The sequence below is a fragment of the Synechococcus sp. PCC 6717 genome, from assembly GCF_022698185.1.
Taxonomy (GTDB): domain Bacteria; phylum Cyanobacteriota; class Cyanobacteriia; order Thermosynechococcales; family Thermosynechococcaceae; genus Thermosynechococcus; species Thermosynechococcus lividus.
In genome coordinates this window covers 243,604-261,555 of sequence record NZ_JAKLTV010000001.1, presented here as the reverse complement: position 1 = coordinate 261,555, position 17,952 = coordinate 243,604, and the positions used below count along the sequence as shown (strand labels likewise).

Annotated in this window: 13 protein-coding genes; 9 read left to right on the top strand and 4 right to left on the bottom strand. The window is 53.5% G+C overall.

The genetic code is table 11. The annotated features are described in order from the left end of the window. Positions 1–45 precede the first annotated feature (45 nt). From nblS to L5470_RS01225, 3 genes are all read left to right on the top strand, one after another. Positions 46–2,001 (top strand): two-component system sensor histidine kinase NblS, encoded by a 1,956-nt coding sequence (gene nblS, locus L5470_RS01235; protein ID WP_099799344.1) that lies wholly within the window; start codon positions 46–48, stop codon positions 1,999–2,001. Then, entirely contained in the window at positions 1,973–2,647 is a 675-nt protein-coding gene (locus L5470_RS01230) for a TVP38/TMEM64 family protein (protein WP_499497649.1), read from the top strand. The genes nblS and L5470_RS01230 overlap by 29 nt, the downstream gene beginning before the upstream one ends. Before the next feature lie 188 nt (positions 2,648–2,835). Further along, positions 2,836–4,581, top strand: coding sequence for a ShlB/FhaC/HecB family hemolysin secretion/activation protein (locus L5470_RS01225; RefSeq protein ID WP_499497647.1), 1,746 nt, complete (start codon positions 2,836–2,838; stop codon positions 4,579–4,581). Here L5470_RS01225 and trpA read toward each other — a convergent pair. Further along, the gene (gene trpA, locus L5470_RS01220) at positions 4,578–5,366 is read right to left on the bottom strand and encodes a tryptophan synthase subunit alpha (RefSeq protein WP_376787944.1); all 789 of its coding nucleotides are present in this window, start codon (positions 5,364–5,366) and stop codon (positions 4,578–4,580) included. The genes L5470_RS01225 and trpA overlap by 4 nt on opposite strands. Positions 5,367–5,474: 108 nt before the next feature. Here trpA and L5470_RS01215 point away from each other — a divergent pair, with 108 nt between their 5' ends. The 3 genes from L5470_RS01215 to larE all read left to right on the top strand — a co-directional run bounded on the left by L5470_RS01215 (position 5,475) and on the right by larE (position 10,220). Continuing rightward, the gene (locus tag L5470_RS01215; protein ID WP_099799340.1) at positions 5,475–6,734 is read left to right on the top strand and encodes an FtsW/RodA/SpoVE family cell cycle protein; all 1,260 of its coding nucleotides are present in this window, start codon (positions 5,475–5,477) and stop codon (positions 6,732–6,734) included. A gap of 615 nt (positions 6,735–7,349) precedes the next feature. Further along, positions 7,350–9,377 (top strand): ribonuclease catalytic domain-containing protein, encoded by a 2,028-nt coding sequence (locus L5470_RS01210; protein WP_099798396.1) that lies wholly within the window; start codon positions 7,350–7,352, stop codon positions 9,375–9,377. A gap of 24 nt (positions 9,378–9,401) precedes the next feature. After that, positions 9,402–10,220 carry an ATP-dependent sacrificial sulfur transferase LarE gene (larE, locus tag L5470_RS01205; RefSeq protein WP_499497644.1) on the top strand — a complete coding sequence of 273 codons (819 nt, stop codon included), beginning with the start codon at positions 9,402–9,404 and terminating at the stop codon, positions 10,218–10,220. Here the strand turns inward: larE and L5470_RS01200 are convergent. From L5470_RS01200 to L5470_RS01190, 3 genes are all read right to left on the bottom strand, one after another. Then, the gene (locus L5470_RS01200; RefSeq protein WP_499497642.1) at positions 10,186–11,709 is read right to left on the bottom strand and encodes an ATP-dependent DNA helicase; all 1,524 of its coding nucleotides are present in this window, start codon (positions 11,707–11,709) and stop codon (positions 10,186–10,188) included. The genes larE and L5470_RS01200 overlap by 35 nt on opposite strands. Before the next feature lie 41 nt (positions 11,710–11,750). Next, the gene (locus tag L5470_RS01195; RefSeq protein ID WP_099798394.1) at positions 11,751–13,232 is read right to left on the bottom strand and encodes a UDP-N-acetylmuramoyl-L-alanyl-D-glutamate--2,6-diaminopimelate ligase; all 1,482 of its coding nucleotides are present in this window, start codon (positions 13,230–13,232) and stop codon (positions 11,751–11,753) included. 155 nt (positions 13,233–13,387) lie between these two features. Continuing rightward, positions 13,388–14,620 carry an RNA-guided endonuclease InsQ/TnpB family protein gene (locus L5470_RS01190; protein ID WP_499497640.1) on the bottom strand — a complete coding sequence of 411 codons (1,233 nt, stop codon included), beginning with the start codon at positions 14,618–14,620 and terminating at the stop codon, positions 13,388–13,390. 46 nt (positions 14,621–14,666) lie between these two features. Between L5470_RS01190 and tnpA the strand changes: the two genes are divergently transcribed. The 3 genes from tnpA to L5470_RS01175 all read left to right on the top strand — a co-directional run bounded on the left by tnpA (position 14,667) and on the right by L5470_RS01175 (position 17,950). Next, positions 14,667–15,071, top strand: a complete 405-nt coding sequence (gene tnpA / locus L5470_RS01185; protein WP_499497638.1) for an IS200/IS605 family transposase — start codon at positions 14,667–14,669, stop codon at positions 15,069–15,071. 193 nt (positions 15,072–15,264) lie between these two features. Then, on the top strand, positions 15,265–16,389 hold the full coding sequence (locus tag L5470_RS01180) for a class I SAM-dependent methyltransferase (protein ID WP_499497636.1): 1,125 nt from the start codon (positions 15,265–15,267) through the stop codon (positions 16,387–16,389). A gap of 64 nt (positions 16,390–16,453) precedes the next feature. After that, positions 16,454–17,950: a leucyl aminopeptidase gene (locus L5470_RS01175; protein WP_499497635.1), complete on the top strand. Its 1,497-nt coding sequence runs from the start codon at positions 16,454–16,456 to the stop codon at positions 17,948–17,950. The last annotated feature ends 2 nt before the right edge of the window (positions 17,951–17,952 follow it).

The window sequence follows — 17,952 nt, the reverse complement described above, 5'->3', positions numbered from 1 at the left end:
GAAGAACTCGTAAAATTAGATAAATTTTTTGTACTTTTAGGCAGCATGGTGGTTTTGAAAACAACAGCTCAGGGGGACATTAAGGAAGCGTTTCGGGCGATCGCCCGCTGGTGGTCAGAATTTAAGATTCAAACCCGCCTGATGGCCACAGCAACGCTGGTGGTTTCGATCATCATGAGTGCGCTCACCTTTTGGGCAGTGAACACCATTCAAACCAATGCCCACCTTAACGACACCCGCTATGGCCGGGATCTGGGCTTGCTACTGGCTGCCGATGTTGCCCCCCTCATTGCCCAAGGGGATACTACCGCCGTGGCTGAGTTTTCCCGTAAGTTCTATGAACGTAGCGCCAGTATCCGCTACATCCTCTATGCCGATCCCACAGGGGAAATTTACTACGGGCTACCCTACTCTGCCCCCCAAGTCGAAAGCGCCCTGACCCTCCGCCGCCGCATGCAACTGCCCGAAAGCTATCGCGAGCGGCAAGAGCCACTGGTGCGCCAACACCAAACCCCCGATGGCCTAGTGGCAGATGTTTTTGTGCCCCTGAGCTTTAATGGTCAGAATTTAGGCGTGGTGGCGATCGGCATCAATCCTAACGAAACCTTCATAGCCTCTGCTAGCCTCACCCGAGATCTGACCATTGCAGTGTTTGTCTCCCTCTGGATTATGGTGATTTTAGGCGGCGTGTTTAACGCCTTGACCATTACTCAACCCATCAAAGAATTGGTACAGGGGGTGAAAAATATTGCTGCGGGCAACTTTAAGCAGCGGATCAACCTTCCCTTTGGCGGCGAACTGGGAGAGCTGATTACCAGCTTTAACGATATGGCAGAGCGGCTGGCCTCCTACGAGGCCCAGAATGTAGAGGAACTGCAAGCTGAAAAAGCGAAACTGGATACCCTTGTTTCCACTATTGCTGATGGTGCGATTCTGCTGGACACTGAGATGCGGGTTATTCTGGTCAACCCCACTGCCCAGCGGCTATTTAACTGGGAAGGAATGAACGTCATTGGCCAAAGCGCCTTGAGTTGCTTTCCGGCGCCAGTCTGCGAGAAACTGACCTGTCCACTGTTTAAGGCCTCCTCCGGCCAGTCGGAGGGGGGTGAATTTCGGGTCACCTTGCAGGAACCCAGCCCGCGATCAGTACGGATTTTGCTGACTACCGTCATGGATGCCCAGCGGGAAAAACCCAAGGGAATTGCTATTACCATCCAAGATATTACCCGTGAAGTGGAACTCAACGAGGCCAAGGCACAACTGATTAGCAATGTGTCCCACGAGCTACGCACGCCGCTGTTCAACATCAAATCCATCATTGAAACCATCCAAGAGTATGGCAGTGAGCTAAGCGATGAAAAGCAGCAAGAGTTTCTGGCCACCGCCAATCACGAAACCGATCGCCTCACCCGCTTAGTCAATGATTTCCTTGATATTTCTAGGCTGGAGTCCGGTCGCCCCTACCAATTTGGGGCGGTACACATGGGGCAAGTGATCGAGCAAATTCTGCGCACCTACCAACTGAATGCCGCCAACAAGTCCATTGAGCTTTCTACGGAGGTGGACACCCCCCTACCAGCGGTGTGGGGGAACTACGATTTACTCATTGGTGCCTTAACCAACTTGGTGGGCAATGCTCTCAAATTCACCCCAGAGGGGGGACGGGTTGTTATTCGAGCCTATGTGTGGCATCCTCCCAGTGACCCCGAGCAGGAGCGGGTGCGCATTGAAGTGGCAGACACAGGGATGGGCATTGCCCCTGAAGATCAACCCCGAGTGTTTGAGCGTTTCTTCCGCGTTGAGAATCGCGTCCACACCCTTGAGGGGACGGGTTTGGGTCTAGCCATTGTCCAAGACATTATCCACAAGCACAACACCCACATTCATCTCATTAGTGAAGTAGGAGTAGGCAGTACCTTCTGGTTCGATTTAGCCATTGACGAGACCGCGTTGCTACCCCCTGAGCAAAGCAATGTGGAAACTGCGCTGCCCTCGCCCTAAAGGCTCTACCCTCTGGTTCTTGGGGGCGATCGCCCTGATGGGAATGAGCTTAGGGAGCCTCAGTTGGTGGCTCGACTATTCTGCCCTTGTGACCCTCATTCGCAGTTGGGGCACCTATGCTGTTGCTGGCTACGTTGTTCTATTTGCGGTGGCCACTGCTGTGGGGGTTCCCGGAACCTTTTTCCCAATGATTGCCGGGGCGCTGTTTGGATGGGTGTGGGGCAGTGTCTGGGCACTCCTAGGGGCAACCCTTGGTGCGATCCTTGCGTTTTTAGTGGCTCGCTACTGTGCCTATGATTGGCTACAACAGCGCATCGCCCACCATCCTTGGCTGCACACCCTGCAACAATCGGTGGCAAGCCAGCCTTTTTGGTTCATTTTAGCGGTGCGCCTTGCCCCCTTTTCGCCCTTTAGTCTTGTTAACTTCGGCTTTGGCTTAACAGCTATTCCTGTTACTGTATATGCGGCCGCCACATTTATCGGACTGATTCCCAGCATTGTCACCTACGCATGGTTAGGGGCAGCGGGCGATACCCTGCTGACAACCGGTAACCAACTGCCGTTCCTCGCAGCCAGCCTAGCACTACTGTCCTTGACAGTGCTGCCCCTGTGGTGGCAACGGCGCAAGCGCCCCACCAAACGCTGAGCAACCATCGTTTGCGTATATTTACTTGGCGGCTGACGAATCATCCGTTAGAATCTTAAAGAATTCTCTGTCAAATACGTTCTCCTCACACTTCTAGATATTCTATAAGAACTGCTTATATTTTTATATTTCTGTTATTTGCGGTGCTGTAGTTATTGCTTGCTAGCTTTTAATGTGGGGTTAAAGACGTGAAAATAGTCCCATTTCTATTCATTAGCCATCCCGTTGCGGCATCGCTGCTATGGGGATTAGGCGGTTGGCTCGCCCCAGCATCAGTTGCCTCGATTCCGCTGACGAACCCCACTCAACTGGAACTTCAACCACCGCTACCAGAGCCGCCCCCCTTACCGGCTACTCCCCCTGCCGTCCTTGACACCCCTGCCCAGCCACTGCCTCCTCCTAGCCAAGGGGGGAGCACGGTGCTCATCCCTGTGCGAAAAATTGTTGTGGAAGGGAGCACAATTTTCGGTGCTGCGGAATTTGATCCAATTGTGACCCCCCTTGAAGGGCGGCAAGTTACCCTAGACGAGTTACAAGCAGCAGCCGATGCCATTACTAAACTGTATTTAGATGGTGGCTATTTAACCTCGCGAGCGGTTTTAACAGAGCAAGTGAGTGCCGATGGCACCATCACTATTCAAGTGATTGAAGGTCGCCTTGAAGCCATCCAAATTGAGGGGAATAAGGGGATCCTGCAGCGGTATATCCGCAGCCGCATTGAGCTAGGAGCAGGCGTGCCCCTTAACTCCAACAAGCTAGAAGAGCAATTGCGACTGTTGCGAGTTGATCCGCTATTTCTCAACCTTTCTGCCAGCTTAAGACCCGGTACCAAGCCGGAGGATAGTATTTTAGTGGTGCGGGTGGTGCCCGCGCGGTGGTTTAATGCCGCCTTTGGCCTCGATAATATTACCCCGCCAGCGATCGCCCCCAACCGGGCCACTGCCTTTTTGGGCTACAGTAACCTGAGTGGCCGTGGCGATACTATCTACGGCTCCTATGCCATCGGGAATAACTTGGGAACCTTTGATTGGGGCGCTTCAAACACTGCTGAGTTTGGCTACAGCATCCCCCTCAATGCCATGAATGGCACCTTTTCTATTCGCACGGTACAAGCCGATAGCGAAATCACCCAACCCCCAGCCCTTGCCGCCTTCAATATCCGCAGTGAATCCTCTATTTATCAAGCGAGTTTCCGGCAGCCAGTGATCCGCAATGTGCGCGAAGAACTGGCCTTTGGTATTGGTTTCCTGATGCAGTCTGGGCAAACCTTTGTGGCGGGGGTACCCACACCTCTCTCGATTGGGTCTGATGCCACTGGCTACAATGCATCGCGGGTTTTGGAGTTTGCCCAAGAATATACTCGCCGCGACACCCAAGGGGCATGGGTGTTCCGCTCTCAGTTTAACTTTGGCGTACCTATTTTTGGCGCTACTGAAAACCCCGGATCAATTCCGGATGGCAACTTTTTTAGCTGGCTCGGCCAAGGTCAGCGGTTACAGCGGTTGTGGGGGGATAATTTTCTGGTGTTGCGCACCGATGTGCAGTTAAGTCCGAGTAACCTGCTGCCTTTTCACCAGTTTGTCATTGGCGGCGGTCTCTCGGTGCGAGGCTACTCCACAAACGCCCTGTCTGGGGATAATGGCGTACGTTTTTCGGGGGAAGCTCGTTTTCCGGTGATGCGCACGGCAAACCGGCGACCCATTATTTCCATTGGTCCACTCTTTGATCTGGGTTGGGTTTGGAACAATAGCACAAATCCGGCGGGAGCCGTGCCCAATAATGTCATTGCAGGGCTAGGGATGGGGTTGTTGGTGCAGCCCACCCCTAACTTAGACCTGAAGCTAGAGTATGCTGCCCCCTTACTCAATCTGCCGGGACAGGTGGACAGTTTGCAGTCCGATGGCATTTACTTTAGTCTGACGGTACGTCCCTAGGGGGTGTCTAGGGCAGTACGTAGGGCTTGGCAAAAACTGGCTACGGCCTCCAGTCCTTGGCTAGGGTCGCTAAGGCGTTTGACAAAGGCACTCCCGACAATGGCGGCATCGGCTCCCCATACCTTCACTTGATGAGCCTGTTCAGGGTTAGAAATGCCAAAGCCTACGCCAATGGGTTTAGGGGTAATTTGGCGGAGGGTGTGGATCAGGTCTTGAACCCGGCTGGCCATTTCCTGCCGCATGCCAGTGACTCCGGTGGTGCTCACCAGATAGATAAACCCTTGGGAGGCACGGGCGATCGCCTGCATCCGCTCTGGCGAGGTGGTGGGTGCAATCAAAAGAGTGAGTTCCACGCCAAGGGCAGCGGTTTCCTCAAGAACAGGTTCAGCTTCTTCAAGGGGAAGATCAGGAATAACCAAGCCTTTGATCCCCGCCGTGGCCACTGCCTTTAGAAAGTTAGAAATGCCGTGATGGTAAATGGGGTTGTAGTAGGTAAACAAAATTAAAGGGGTGCGCAGTTGTAGATTCTGAACCATTTCTAGCACCGCCGCCAAACGGGTGCCCTTTCGCAGCGCACGGGTAGCGGCTGCTTGGATAACTGGGCCATCAGCTAAGGGATCCGAGTAGGGCATCCCCAGTTCAATGAGATCCGCGCCGTGGCGATCTAGAGCCTTAAGTGCCGCCGCTGTTGTTTCTAGATCAGGGTCTCCCGCCGTTAGAAACGGGATAAGGGCGCAGCGTTGCGCCGATCGGCACTGTTCAAAACGTTCCGAGACAGAGGGCACGGTTAAGGAGTTCACGGGCATTGAGTCCACGACAGAAGATGCATAATAATTGTGCCAGATTAGAAACGGTTCCTATAGTGGCACGGTGCCAGCGAGGGTGATTCCATTGTGAAGTGGTGGCGTTTTCTTCCCCTAGGCGATCGCGCCGTTAAGGATTGGACACTGGAGGCACGATTACTCCACTGGCTCACACTTGTGTGGTTGGGCTTGGGGATGGTGGTGCTGTTTTCTGCGAGCTTTCCTGTGGGCTTAGCAGAGGCAGGCGATGGGCTTTATTTCTTTAAGCGGCAGTTAATTTGGCTGGCATTGGGGTGGGGGGGGTTTCAGGTCTTTATCCGGCTGCCGTTACGGCGATCGCTGCAAATGGCCATACCGGGCTTTTTTTTATTTTTGCTCTTGATTTGGGCGACACGGTTGCCGGGCGTTGGCAGCACAATGATGGGCGCAACCCGCTGGATTAGCGTTGGTCCGGTGCAAATTCAGCCGTCAGAAATGATGAAACCCTTTTTGGTGCTACAGGCGGCATGGGTCTTTAGCTCGTGGCGGCGGCTCCACCTCAAAGCCCGCTGCTTCTGGCTCAGCGCCTTTGCCCTAACCCTCGTGGGAATTCTGATTCAACCGAATTTGAGTACCACGGCTCTGTGTGGCATGAGTTTGTGGCTGGTTGCTCTAGGGGCAGGCTTACCATTGATGCCCCTGAGTATGACGGCGATCAGCGGCGTGGGTTTAGCCGTATTGAGTATTAGCATTAATGATTACCAACGGCGGCGGGTAATGTCCTTTTTAGACCCTTGGTCTGACGCCATGGGGGATGGCTATCAACTGGTGCAGAGCCTACTGGCGGTTGCCTCCGGCGGGGTCTTTGGGTCGGGCTATGGTTTCTCGCAGCAGAAGCTTGCCTATCTGCCGATTCAGCACACAGATTTTATTTTTTCCATTTACGCTGAGGAAATGGGCTTAGTCGGTTGCCTATTTTTACTGGCGTTGCTGGCCGCCTATGGCTACCTAGGGATGCGGGTTGTCCATCAATGTCGTGAGCTGGTGGTGCAACTGATTGCCCTTGGTGCCACCGTGATTATGCTGCTACAGGCGCTGATTAACATGGGCGTTGCCATTGGCATTCTGCCCACCACTGGCCTGCCCTTTCCCCTCTTTAGCTATGGGGGTAGCTCCATTATGGCGAGTCTGGCGATCGCTGGGCTGCTCATCCGCAGTGCTCGGGAGGCTCATCAGGCAACAATTCTTCCCCTACCCACATCCATTAACCAGCAGACCCGCACCCCTACCGTCAGAACCCGCCGTCGCGCCACGCCGGTGACCCCCTTGCGTCCCCAGAACATACCTCGCTATAAGCAGCGCAAGCTATGAACTACCTACGCACTCTGCTTAAGCTACGTGCGAGGTTTCTGACGCTTCATCTGCTGAACTTTCCWAAACCCTCCACAAAACTGTGGGGCTTTAGAAAGAGGTTCAGCATCGACGTTTGAGAGGCTAGTTCCTAACCCCTTGGCTTGACTTCTCCCCTCCTTGAAAGAGAGGGGATTCCCAAAGGATGCTACGCAACGGGCTGAAGCCGCGTTGCTTCGCTTTTCCCTTGAGCTGTCACCCACAACTTAATGCGGGTGGGGGCAGTCAAAGACCCCCTACTCACCTCAAGCATCTCTGCTATTGGGACTACGTTTATGTTTCGGTTCGTGGTTTCGCGCTTTTCAACACTAGCCAATTCGATACGCTCAACATCCTGCCATTGCTTGCAGTGGTTTAGGCTTGCCGCCAAAGCGGTAGTGACTTACTTGCCGGGATTTCTCCGTACTAGGATGTTTCTTCGCGTAGTTGATACGTCTACTTTCCACGTCTATAGTTTAACACATAGAGAGGGCTAAAGCCCCCTGAGTTGGCTGTATCCCCTCGCTAAAGCGGAGGGGTTTTAGCCCGCCCACATCACTCCTATAATTAACGGGTTATCGTTGCGGCGCAGCATCTGTGGAGAAAGGCACCCTCATTGAGTTTCGGGTACAGAATCAGCGGCGGTTAGCGACCATTGATCGCCCTGAAGGTAAAAAGCTGTGGATTGCTATGGATCAACACCTACAATCCCATACCCTACATCCTCGCCACATTACCTTTACCGTTCCCCATGAACGGTTTCGTCCCCAAGATATTCCTGCATTTTGGCAGCAGGTGCAGTCCCTCCTTGATCCTGAGAGCCTTGAAGTCGCATGGGAAATTATCCGCGAAGAGCAGCGTACCATTACCCCGCAGGGGTTAGCGGAACTCTTGTTTGGCGAAACCACTGCCGCCACCTGCTACGCGGCCTATTATTTACTGAGTGAAGACCGTTTTTATTTCAAACTCAAAGGCGAGGTGTATGAGCCTCGCTCTGTGGCTCAAGTGGCAGAGCTAAAGCACCAACATGAGAAGGAAGCCCAACGCTTGGCAGAGGAGGCCACCTTCACGGAACATTTAGCCCAAGCCTTGGCGGGAGAGGCGGTGCAGTGGTCCGCAGGAGATCGCAAGCGCCTTGAACAATTAGAGCGTTATGCTATAGCCATTGAAACCAGTGCCCAGCATCAAGGTGCGGTGGAGTTACTCCGTCAACTGAAGCGACCCACTCAACCCCTTGGTGCCTTTCAACTACTGGTGGATTTGGGGCTGTGGTCAACGCACGAAAATCTTTTTCTGCGCCGTAGCCAGATTCAAGTTGAATTTTCTGCCAAGGTACTTGATGTGGCTCATAACTGCCTAAACTCACCACCAACGGATATAGATGCTGACCTACGCCGGGATCTGACGCATCTGAAGGTCTATACCATTGACGATGAAAGTACCCAAGAAATTGACGATGGTTTGAGTGTTGAAGTCGTGGGCGATCGCCAAAAGCTGTGGATTCATATTGCGGATCCAAGCCGCTGGGTGATGGCCGATGATGTGCTAGACCATGAAGCCCGCCGCCGCGCCACGACCGTGTATTTACCCACGGGCATCATTCCCATGTTTCCCTCGGAGTTGGCCACAGGCCCGATGAGCTTGGTGGAAGGGCGTCTCTGCTGTGCTTTGAGTTTTGGCATCCTCTTGGCCGAGAGCGGCGAAGTCCTCGAATACGAAATTTGCCCAAGCTGGATTCGCCCCACCTACCGCCTAAGCTACGATGATGTGGATATGATCTTAGAGCAGGCGGTGCCCGCCGAAGCCGATCTGCTGGCGATCGCCCACTGGGGCAACCGCCGTAGCCAATGGCGGCAACAGCGCGGCGCCATCCGTATTGATATTCCTGAGCCGAGTATTAAGGTCGCCGGTGAGGAGGTGGAGATCTCCCCGCTGCGGGACTCGCCAGCGCGACAACTGGTTGCGGAAATGATGATTTTAGCTGGCGAAGTAGCAGCGGATTACGGTTTGCGCGAAGGGATTCCCTTGCCCTTTCGCTGTCAATCTCCACCAGAGTTGCCCCCCGACGACGAATTACGCCAACTTCCCGCTGGCGTCGTGCGCGACTGTGCCATTCGTCGCTGTATGCCCCGCAGTGAAATGAGCACCCAGCCTAACCCCCACGCCAGTTTAGGCCTAGATGCCTACTGCCAAGTAACCTCCCCAATCCGTCGCTATACCGATTTGCTGGCGCACCGCCAAATTAAAGCCCATCTGCGCGGCGAAACACCCCCCCTTACCCCAGAGCAACTGAACGAACTACTGCTGCGACTCGTTTCCTCCATTCAAGAGTCATCCTTAGTGGAGCGACAAACCAATCGCTACTGGTGCCTTGAGTACCTGCGCCGCCACCGCGATGAAGTGTGGCGGGGAATCTTACTGCGCTGGTTGCGACCAGAGGAGAACTTGGGTTTAGTGCTCTTAGAAGACTTGGGGGTAGAGTTGGCCATGCGTTTGCAGCGCCAAGCAAACTTGGGTGAATCGCTGCTAGTGCGCGCCAGTCGGGTTGATCCCCGCAGTGATCAAATTTGGCTGGAGGAAGTCTCAGAGGTTCCGTCTTCGCCGGCGGCGACGGTTACGCCATAATTCCTTTAGTAAAGGAGATTTGCTATGGGAGTTGAAAAACTTGCTGCCCTACGGCACCTAATTGGGGAACTGGAGCAAGCGCTGATTGCCTATTCCGGTGGTATTGACAGTACCCTTGTGGCAAAGGTGGCCAAGGATGTCTTAGGCGATCGCGCCGTGGCGGTTACCGCAGTGTCTCCCTCGCTCTTTCCTGCGGATCTAGAAGATGCCCGCATTCAAGCAGCGGCCATTGGCATTCGCCATGAACTCATTGAAACCCACGAACTTGAGAATCCCAACTATGCGACCAATCCGGTGAATCGCTGCTACTTTTGCAAAAGTGAGTTGCACGATCGCCTGCGAGGGCTTGCCCAAGAGTGGGGCTACGACTACATTGTGGATGGGGTGAATGCCGATGACCTCCAAGACTATCGTCCGGGCATTGCCGCTGCCAAGGAGCGGGGGGTGCGATCGCCCCTTGCGGAAGTGGGGATCAGTAAGCTAGAGGTGCGCGAAATTGCCAAATCCTTGGGGTTGCCGTGGTGGAATAAGCCTGCCCAACCCTGCCTCAGTTCGCGGTTTCCCTACGGGGAGGCAATTACCCTTGCAAAACTACAGCGAGTGGGGCAGGCCGAGTATTATCTGCGACAGCAGGGCTGGGAACCCTGTCGCGTGCGTAGCCATGGTGACACAGCGCGCATTGAAATCCTCCAGGCGCAAATCCCTGAATTTATTCACCAAACCGATTTAGAAAAACTGGTGCACTATTTTCAATCCTTGGGCTTTACCTACGTAACCCTTGATCTAGAAGGGTTTCGCAGTGGCAACCTCAATGGGGTGATAGCAGCAGGGCGCGATCGCTAACTCGGTTGTAGGGACTCAAACTCTGGAGAATATCGCGGCCATAGGTGCGTTCGGTCAACCGCCGATCTAAAATAGCCACCCAAGGCTCATCTTGACGCAGGGGCGCAATGAGCCGATCCAGCAGGGTCAGGCATTCCGGCAGTAAATAATGGCGAAACCAATCCTGCTGTTGTTGCTTATGCCAGTCAATGCAAGCGCTGACTAGCGCCTTTTCTGGTGAAGGCAATGGCAAGGTAGTAAGCACTAATAGGGTGGGGCAGGGAAACTGCGGCGCAGCCTGCAACCAAAACGTGGGGCTGCTAACCAGAATGGGGTGGGGCTGATCACTCAGGGTATCTAACTGAACGCGCGAGCCATAGAGCGCCGCCAACTGGGTAGCTAACTGCTCCCGCAGCGGCACATCGGGCACGATCACCACCACCGACTGATGCCCAACGCGGCCAATCAGATCGTAGAGCCGTCTGAGGGTGGCTGCCGCAAAGGCTGGCGTATTGGGCAAGGGTAAATCTTCGGCAATGTAGAGGGTGATGGCTTCGCTATGGCGATCGCTACTGAACTTAACGGTGGTTTGCGGTGGAATCGCTAACTGGTGTTGCAAATAGGCCAAGGGTGGCTCAGCATCGGGGCCGCTGCCAATGAGCACAAAGGGCGCAGAAAGCCAAACGGGTTGCCAATAGGGGCGCAGGTTGAGGGGGTGGCTATAGAGGCTAAAGTAGCCAGCAGTGGGATGGCGACGGCTCCACAGCACCGTATCTGGCTGGCCTAAATAGGCCTGTAGCTGCTGCCAACAGGGGGGCAACGTCGCCGAGCAATGATCCAAGAGGGTTTGCAGAAGCTGCCGCTCCAGAGGTGCCAGTAAATAATCGCCGTAGGGGTTGCTGGGGCGTTGGAAAAGCTGGTGTGCCAACTGGGCATAGGTATGGCGAATCTGCTCTAGGGCAGCAGGAGCCGCTAATTTCAGATGCTCCCAATCCGCTGCCCCAATCTCGCAGGTCAAGTACTGTTGGCTGAGTCTGGGTAGTTCTTCAACACCATCAATGAGGGTGACAACCGCCTCAGGCAGTAACTGGGAAGCCGTGCCAAGCTGTGCTGCCACCCACTCCTCGAGGCTCATCACCAGCACCCCGGTGAAGCCAACTGGCCAGCGATCGCCGCGCTGTACCGATTTCGTCACCGCTAGGAAGGAAAGTAACTCTGGAATTTCTTGGTGCAGGAGGGTCGCCAATCGTTGCTCGGGCACGACGACGAGAACGGGTTCGGGATAGAGCAGGGCAGGCAGTAAATAGCTCAGGCCATAACAATGCTGCCAAACTGCCCGTGCAGTGACCTGAAGCACACACCCCCGCCGTAGCCGCAAGGCACGTGCCACTAATCGCGCCAAGGTGAGATGGTGCGGCCACAGGCGATCGCCCAGATGGGCGCGCCGTAGGCGATCGCCACTGTGGCGTAAAAACGCCCGTAACTGGCGGTGAACCTCGGCCTCAATCACAGTCTGCTCACTGAGCCACAACAATCCCTCATTGTGGCATGTTAGCCGCGCTCCCGTCGCTGTTTCAGTGCTGCTCGCGCTTCTTCGCGATCGTCAAAGTGCACTTTTTCCGTCCCTAAAATTTGATAGTCTTCGTGACCTTTACCGGCAATCACCACCCCATCCCCCGGCTTGGCGTCCAGAATAGCAGAGATGATAGCGGTACGGCGATCGGCTTCAACTATCATCGGGGTTTGGGGCGGAATTCCCGCGATAATATCATCCAAAATCCGGTGTGGGTCTTCGGTACGCGGGTTGTCGGAGGTCACCACCACCTGATCCGCTAAGCGAGCAGCAATCGCGCCCATTTGTGGCCGTTTGGTGCGATCGCGATCGCCCCCACAGCCAAACACACAAATAAGGCGACCGGGAATAAAAGGACGCGCTGCCCGCAATAAGTTATCGAGGCTATCCGGCGTATGGGCATAGTCCACCAACACCGTAATATCTTGGTCAGGGGCAATACGCACCTGCTCCATGCGACCGGGTACACCGCCAAAATCTTGCAGCGCCTTTAGCATTGACTCTAAGGGCAGCCCCACCGCTGCCCCCATGGCGATCGCCCCTAGGACATTGGCCACATTAAACTGCCCTACTAACGGCGAGTTTAGCGTTCCCGTGCCGATGGGGGTGTGCAGCGTTCCGGTGACACCATTCACCCGATAGGTGAGATCCACGGCGGTAAAGTCAGCACCCTCCCCAAGGCCATAGGTCCAGACCTGCTCTGGAGCTAATTGCTGCGCCAGCCGCTGCCCAAAGGGATCATCTCGATTAATGATGGCTTTCCCCTTCAGGTACTCTGGCGTAAATAGCTTGGCCTTGGCCGCAAAATAATCCTCTAAATCGCGGTGATAGTCCAGATGATCTTGGGTCAAATTCGTAAACACCGCCGCCTCAAACTGACACCCCCAGACCCGATCCTGCGCCAGCGCATGGGAGCTTACCTCCATCACCCCAAAACGACACCCCGCTGCTACTGCCGCCGCCAACTGCTCTTGCAGCGTCACCGCAAAGGGGGTGGTGTGGCTGGCCACTTCATAATGCCCTGGCCAGCGACTGTAGAGGGTACCCAAGAGTGCCGTGGGATACCCCACCGTGCTCAACAGATGTTCAATCAAATGGGTTGTGGTGGTTTTACCATTGGTGCCCGTTACCCCCAGCAGGCTCAGACGTTGGGCAGGCGTGTTGTAAAATGCCGCAGCCAAGGCACCACAGGCACGCTCAACATTCTCCACCACAATGACACAGGCACTGCCGTCATTGGCCTTTGCTTGGGGAGACACCACCGCAGCGATCGCCCCTGCCGCTAAGGCACTAGGCCAAAAATTGCCGCCATCAACGCGGGTACCGGGCATACCAATGAATAACGTTCCATCTTGGCAGTCCCAAGAGTTAGTGCTGAGGTGCTGCACCTCTTGCTCCAGCGCAGGATGCTCAATTGTCGTAGCAATCTGGGCAGCATTAAGAAGTTCCCGTAGCTTCATCGATGCATGTCCTCAAATTTACGGGGGGTTTCCCCCTATTGCGAGCGATTCTAAACCATCATGCCCTGATTACAGGCAATTTCACGAACATCATCACTGCGCAGCGGCGGATTCCAGATACCTTGACACTCCCACCGACTAAAGTCGGGGGATTCTTACGTAGTCCACAAACGAACTCGTAAAGGCGTGAGCAAACCGCCCCTACACAGTTCCTTGAGGCAAAGCCCCAAAGTTCTGCTTACTTTTCTGAGTAGGTTAGCTGAGGCATTAGCGTCCGCATTGACCAGCCATCCTTTAGCTGTTCGGTACAAGCCCCGCTTCACTCGTTTCCCAGATTCCTGCCACCCGTCGGGTCTTTCACCATAATTAGGTAGCTCATCCCCATCCAAGAAACTAGCTCTGGAACTATACGCTTCATCAACCTCAATAAACTCGATCCCATAGTGTTGACATAGTTCTGCTATACGCCCCTTCAACCGACCTGTGGGAATAGACACAAAGTTTTGGTTGTTGACTCTGCCTAGATTAGATTCCTGTTTCTGTTCCTTATTCCAGCCAAAGATAACTTTGCCGATAGAGTGGTCTAGGCAGTAATTGATTACCAGACGGGCGGCTTTGTTGATAGCATCTCGCATCCTGCGATTTCTTTTCTCAGTGATAGAATCTAATTGCCGAGACCAAAACCCTTGCGGTTTACCAGTTTTGAGCCTAGCCACTTGCTTGTTGTACCACTGATTGAAAGACTTGACCTTGCGCCCATCAATGATAAAGCTATGTCCTAGATTGGTAACACAAGTAAGCCAGTTATTGACTCCATGATCAATTGCTAGAGCCTTTGCTGGGTCAAGGGGTTTAGGTTCAGGAGGCTTGACATATGCCCACTCCAAGTAAAATGCTCCATTACGAGGTAGGATGCGCAATTCTTTAATGCCCTCCCACTGCAAATTGGTGGGAAACTGCACCCACAACGTATCTATTCCAAACCACGCCTTGACTTGGAGTCCAAGAGGTACTCTAACCTGCCCCTCGTGAATTTTTAGCCACTTTTTAGGATAGGCTACAGTAAACAATCCAGTCTTACGGTAAGCTGGCAGTCTTGGTTTTGCTCCTAGTCGGAGATTTGCCTTAAAAGTACTTAGTGCTTCTGCTACTGATTTACAGGTCTGTTGTGCAGAAGAAACATACATTGCCATAAAGTGTTTGTTTTTGCTTCTTGTCATCTCTGCACAAAGGTTAGAGTAACTTACAAGTCGTTTTGTTTTGAAATAGACCTGTCTTGCATAGTACAGAGCGCAGTTATACACCTTGTTAGACTGCTGACATAGGTACTCTAGAATAGGCATTAGCTCTTTGTCGTTGATGAGAACCTGCTGACATCCATATTCCATATTTGTTGATAGGTGGTATGATAACTACAATCATAACATAACGACAATGAGCAAGGAAAGCCAAAAATATAATCATTACAATCATGGGGTGGGGTTAGCGATTGTCCATCTAGTCTTTTGTCCTAAGAGAAGGAAAAAAGTTCTGGTGGGAGAAATAAGGGATAGACTGTTTGAGCTATGGCAGGCGTTATCCAGCGAAAAAGGTTGGCATATTAGGGCGCTTGAGATAGCCCCAGACCATGTTCACCTCTTTCTTGAAATCAAGCCTACTGACCCGATTCACTTAGTAGTAAAAGCATTTAAGGGTAGGGCATCCAGATACTTGCGACAGGAATTTCCTAGCCTGCGAAAACTTCCTAGCCTTTGGAGTAGGAGTTATTTCTTCTGCACTGCGGGAAATGCTAGCGCTGAGGTAATCCAGAACTATATCAATGATCCACATCATTGGTGAGCAACTAAAGTTGCTAGGTAGCTTTTCCTCCCCGTACTAAAGTACGGGGCTACCAAGCTATTCCTCTGTTCTGTGTCAAGTGATGGGTAACGTTAGCTGAAGCACTATCCGCTGCATGGGTGGCCAAGGAGTCGCTTGAAAAATAAGCGGTATAGTAAGAAACAGCAAGAATTATGAAGTTTAGTGAAGTGTCATGCACGTTGCGCCCTTTGCCTCTGATCTGCCGCTGATCAACGAAGCCTTGCGGTCGAGCTACCAAGCTGTCCAGTGGGGAAAGAATATCCTAGCGATCGCCCACAAAACCCTGAGTGCACGCCTGTTTAACAGCCTTTTTCCCACAGAAGAGCGCACACAGCCCCTCAGCCCCGAATTGCAGACTTGGTTAAAGGAGCGCTACGAAGCCCTGCTCAATAGTGACTGGCAGGATGCTGCCGCTGGATTTTATCCGGCAAGCCTTTTATTTGATGGGCTTTGGCAGGAATTTTGGCAGTTTTATCCGGTTCTGTGGCTGGATTTACCCCAAATGTGGCAGCGGGCGCGATCGCGGCGGTTTCAGGATTTTGCAGACACGATTTCCCTAGATGCCTATCCGCAGTACTACCGCCAAAACTTCCACTACCAAACCGATGGCTACCTCAGCGAAACCTCGGCCAATCTGTACGATCTACAGGTCGAAATCCTCTTTGGCGGCACAGCGGACGCGATGCGGCGGCGGGTTATTGCCCCCATTGCTCGGCACCTGCAGATCCTTCCCCCCACCCCACCAGTGCGGGTTCTAGATGTTGCCTGCGGCACAGGACGCACCCTCAAACAATTGCGCTACGGATTTCCAGAGGCAGCCCTGTTTGGCATTGATTTGTCCCCCACCTATCTGCGCAAAGCCAACAGCTTACTGGCCGAGCAAGTCGGAGACCTCCCTCAACTCATTCAAGGTAGCGCCGAGGCATTGCCCTACATTGACAACTACTTCAATGCCATTACCTGCGTGTTCCTCTTCCATGAACTGCCAGCTCCTGTGCGACAACAGGTGATTGACGAATGCGCACGGGTGCTTCAGCCCGGCGGCATATTTGTCATCTGCGATTCAATTCAGGCCATTGATTCACCAGCGCAGCGGCCTATGATGGAGAACTTTGCCAACCTATTCCATGAACCCTTTTACCGCAACTATATTGAAGATGATCTCAACCATCGTCTAGAAAAGGCTGGTTTGGTGGTGCAGGGGGTGCAGCACCACTTCATGAGCAAGTACTGGATTGCAGTTAAACCCCAAGAGCGTGCCGATTCATCGCTAGCGGGAGCCATCCCCCCGCTCTAGACGGCAGGGTATGCCGTGAGGCAAGATAAATTGAGCCATTCAACGTAAAAGCCCCAGAAAAGTAATGCAACTGCAAACGGTTTCTACACCTATTTCCGACTGGTCTGGTGATTTGTTGGCGATCGCCCTTTTTCAAAGCGAAGGCACCCTGACCCTCACCGATCCCTACATCCAGCTTGACCAACGCCTCAATGGTCTGCTGCAGGAGATGATTAACGACGGTGAGTTTGAGGGCAAAGCCGGTACATCGTTGCTCATCCGGTTGCTACCAAACATTCCCATTAAAAAGCTGTTTCTGATTGGGTTGGGCAGTCGCGATGAATTTACGCTGGATACCCTGCGCCGTACCGCCGCCACCATTGCCCGAACCGCCCGTCGCGAACGGGCAAAAACCCTAGCCATCAGCGCCCCCCTAGAGAACATGGATTCTGGGGAAATAAGCCAGGCCTTGGCCGAGGGAGTGCTCCTAGCCCTGCACAGTGATCTGCGCTTTAAGTCCGATCCAGAAGCGCGCAAACTCCTTCCCTATCCAGAGAGTGTGAGTTTCCTAGGGTTAGGAGATCAAAGTGCAGCCCTCGCCCGTGCCCAACAGATCTGCGATGGCGTCATTCTGGCGCGGGAACTCGTGAATGCCCCAGCCAACGAGGTTACCCCAGTCACTTTGGCGGAAACAGCTCAAACCATTGCCGATCGCCATGGCCTCACCGCCAAAATTCTCGAGCGGGACGACTGTGCTGCCTTGGGGATGGGTGCTTTTTTAGGGGTTGCCCAAGCCTCAGAGATGCCACCCAAGTTCATCCACCTCACCTACACTGGTGCCGAGCCGATTCAGAAAAAAATTGCCCTCATCGGTAAAGGGCTAACCTTTGATTCCGGTGGCCTCAACCTCAAAACCCAAGGCGGCATTGAAACCATGAAGATGGACATGGGGGGAGCCGCCGCAGTGCTGGGGGCAGCGCAAGTCATTGGCCAATTGAAACCTGCAGGTATTGAGGTTCACTTTATTGTTGCTGCCACCGAAAACATGATTAGTGGCCGGGCGATGCATCCGGGGGATATTCTGACGGCATCTAACGGCAAGACCATTGAAGTGAATAATACCGACGCTGAAGGCCGCCTCACCCTTGCCGATGCCCTAGTGTATGCCGAAAAGCTAGGAGTGGATGCCATTGTGGATTTGGCGACCTTGACGGGGGCTTGCATTGTTGCCCTTGGAGACACGATTGCCGGACTCTGGAGTAACGATGCTGACTTAGCCAAAGCCCTGCAACAGGCCAGCGATCGCAGCGGCGAAAAGCTGTGGCAAATGCCCTTAGAAAGCAAGTATTTTGAAGGGATGAAATCCCAAGTGGCCGACATGAAAAACACAGGCCCACGCGCCGCTGGCTCCATTACAGCCGCTCTGTTTTTACAGCAATTTGTCAACAACACCCCTTGGGCACACTTGGATATTGCTGGGCCAGTTTGGACTGAAAAAGAAGATGGCTACAATAACCCCTGTGGCACTGGCTATCCTGTGCGCACCTTAGTAGAGTGGTTAACTAGCTACGCCACTCCTTAGCC

What these genes read in the sequence shown, in the direction of transcription:
- tnpA (WP_499497638.1), top strand. Translation starts at nt 14,667, where the DNA reads ATGAGCAAGGAAAGCCAAAAATATAATCATTACAATCATGGGGTGGGG.
- L5470_RS01175 (WP_499497635.1), top strand. Translation starts at nt 16,454, where the DNA reads ATGCAACTGCAAACGGTTTCTACACCTATTTCCGACTGGTCTGGTGAT.
- nblS (WP_099799344.1), top strand. Translation starts at nt 46, where the DNA reads ATGGTGGTTTTGAAAACAACAGCTCAGGGGGACATTAAGGAAGCGTTT.
- L5470_RS01230 (WP_499497649.1), top strand. Translation starts at nt 1,973, where the DNA reads ATGTGGAAACTGCGCTGCCCTCGCCCTAAAGGCTCTACCCTCTGGTTC.
- larE (WP_499497644.1), top strand. Translation starts at nt 9,402, where the DNA reads ATGGGAGTTGAAAAACTTGCTGCCCTACGGCACCTAATTGGGGAACTG.
- L5470_RS01195 (WP_099798394.1), bottom strand. Translation starts at nt 13,232, where the DNA reads ATGAAGCTACGGGAACTTCTTAATGCTGCCCAGATTGCTACGACAATT.
- L5470_RS01180 (WP_499497636.1), top strand. Translation starts at nt 15,265, where the DNA reads ATGCACGTTGCGCCCTTTGCCTCTGATCTGCCGCTGATCAACGAAGCC.
- L5470_RS01190 (WP_499497640.1), bottom strand. Translation starts at nt 14,620, where the DNA reads ATGGAATATGGATGTCAGCAGGTTCTCATCAACGACAAAGAGCTAATG.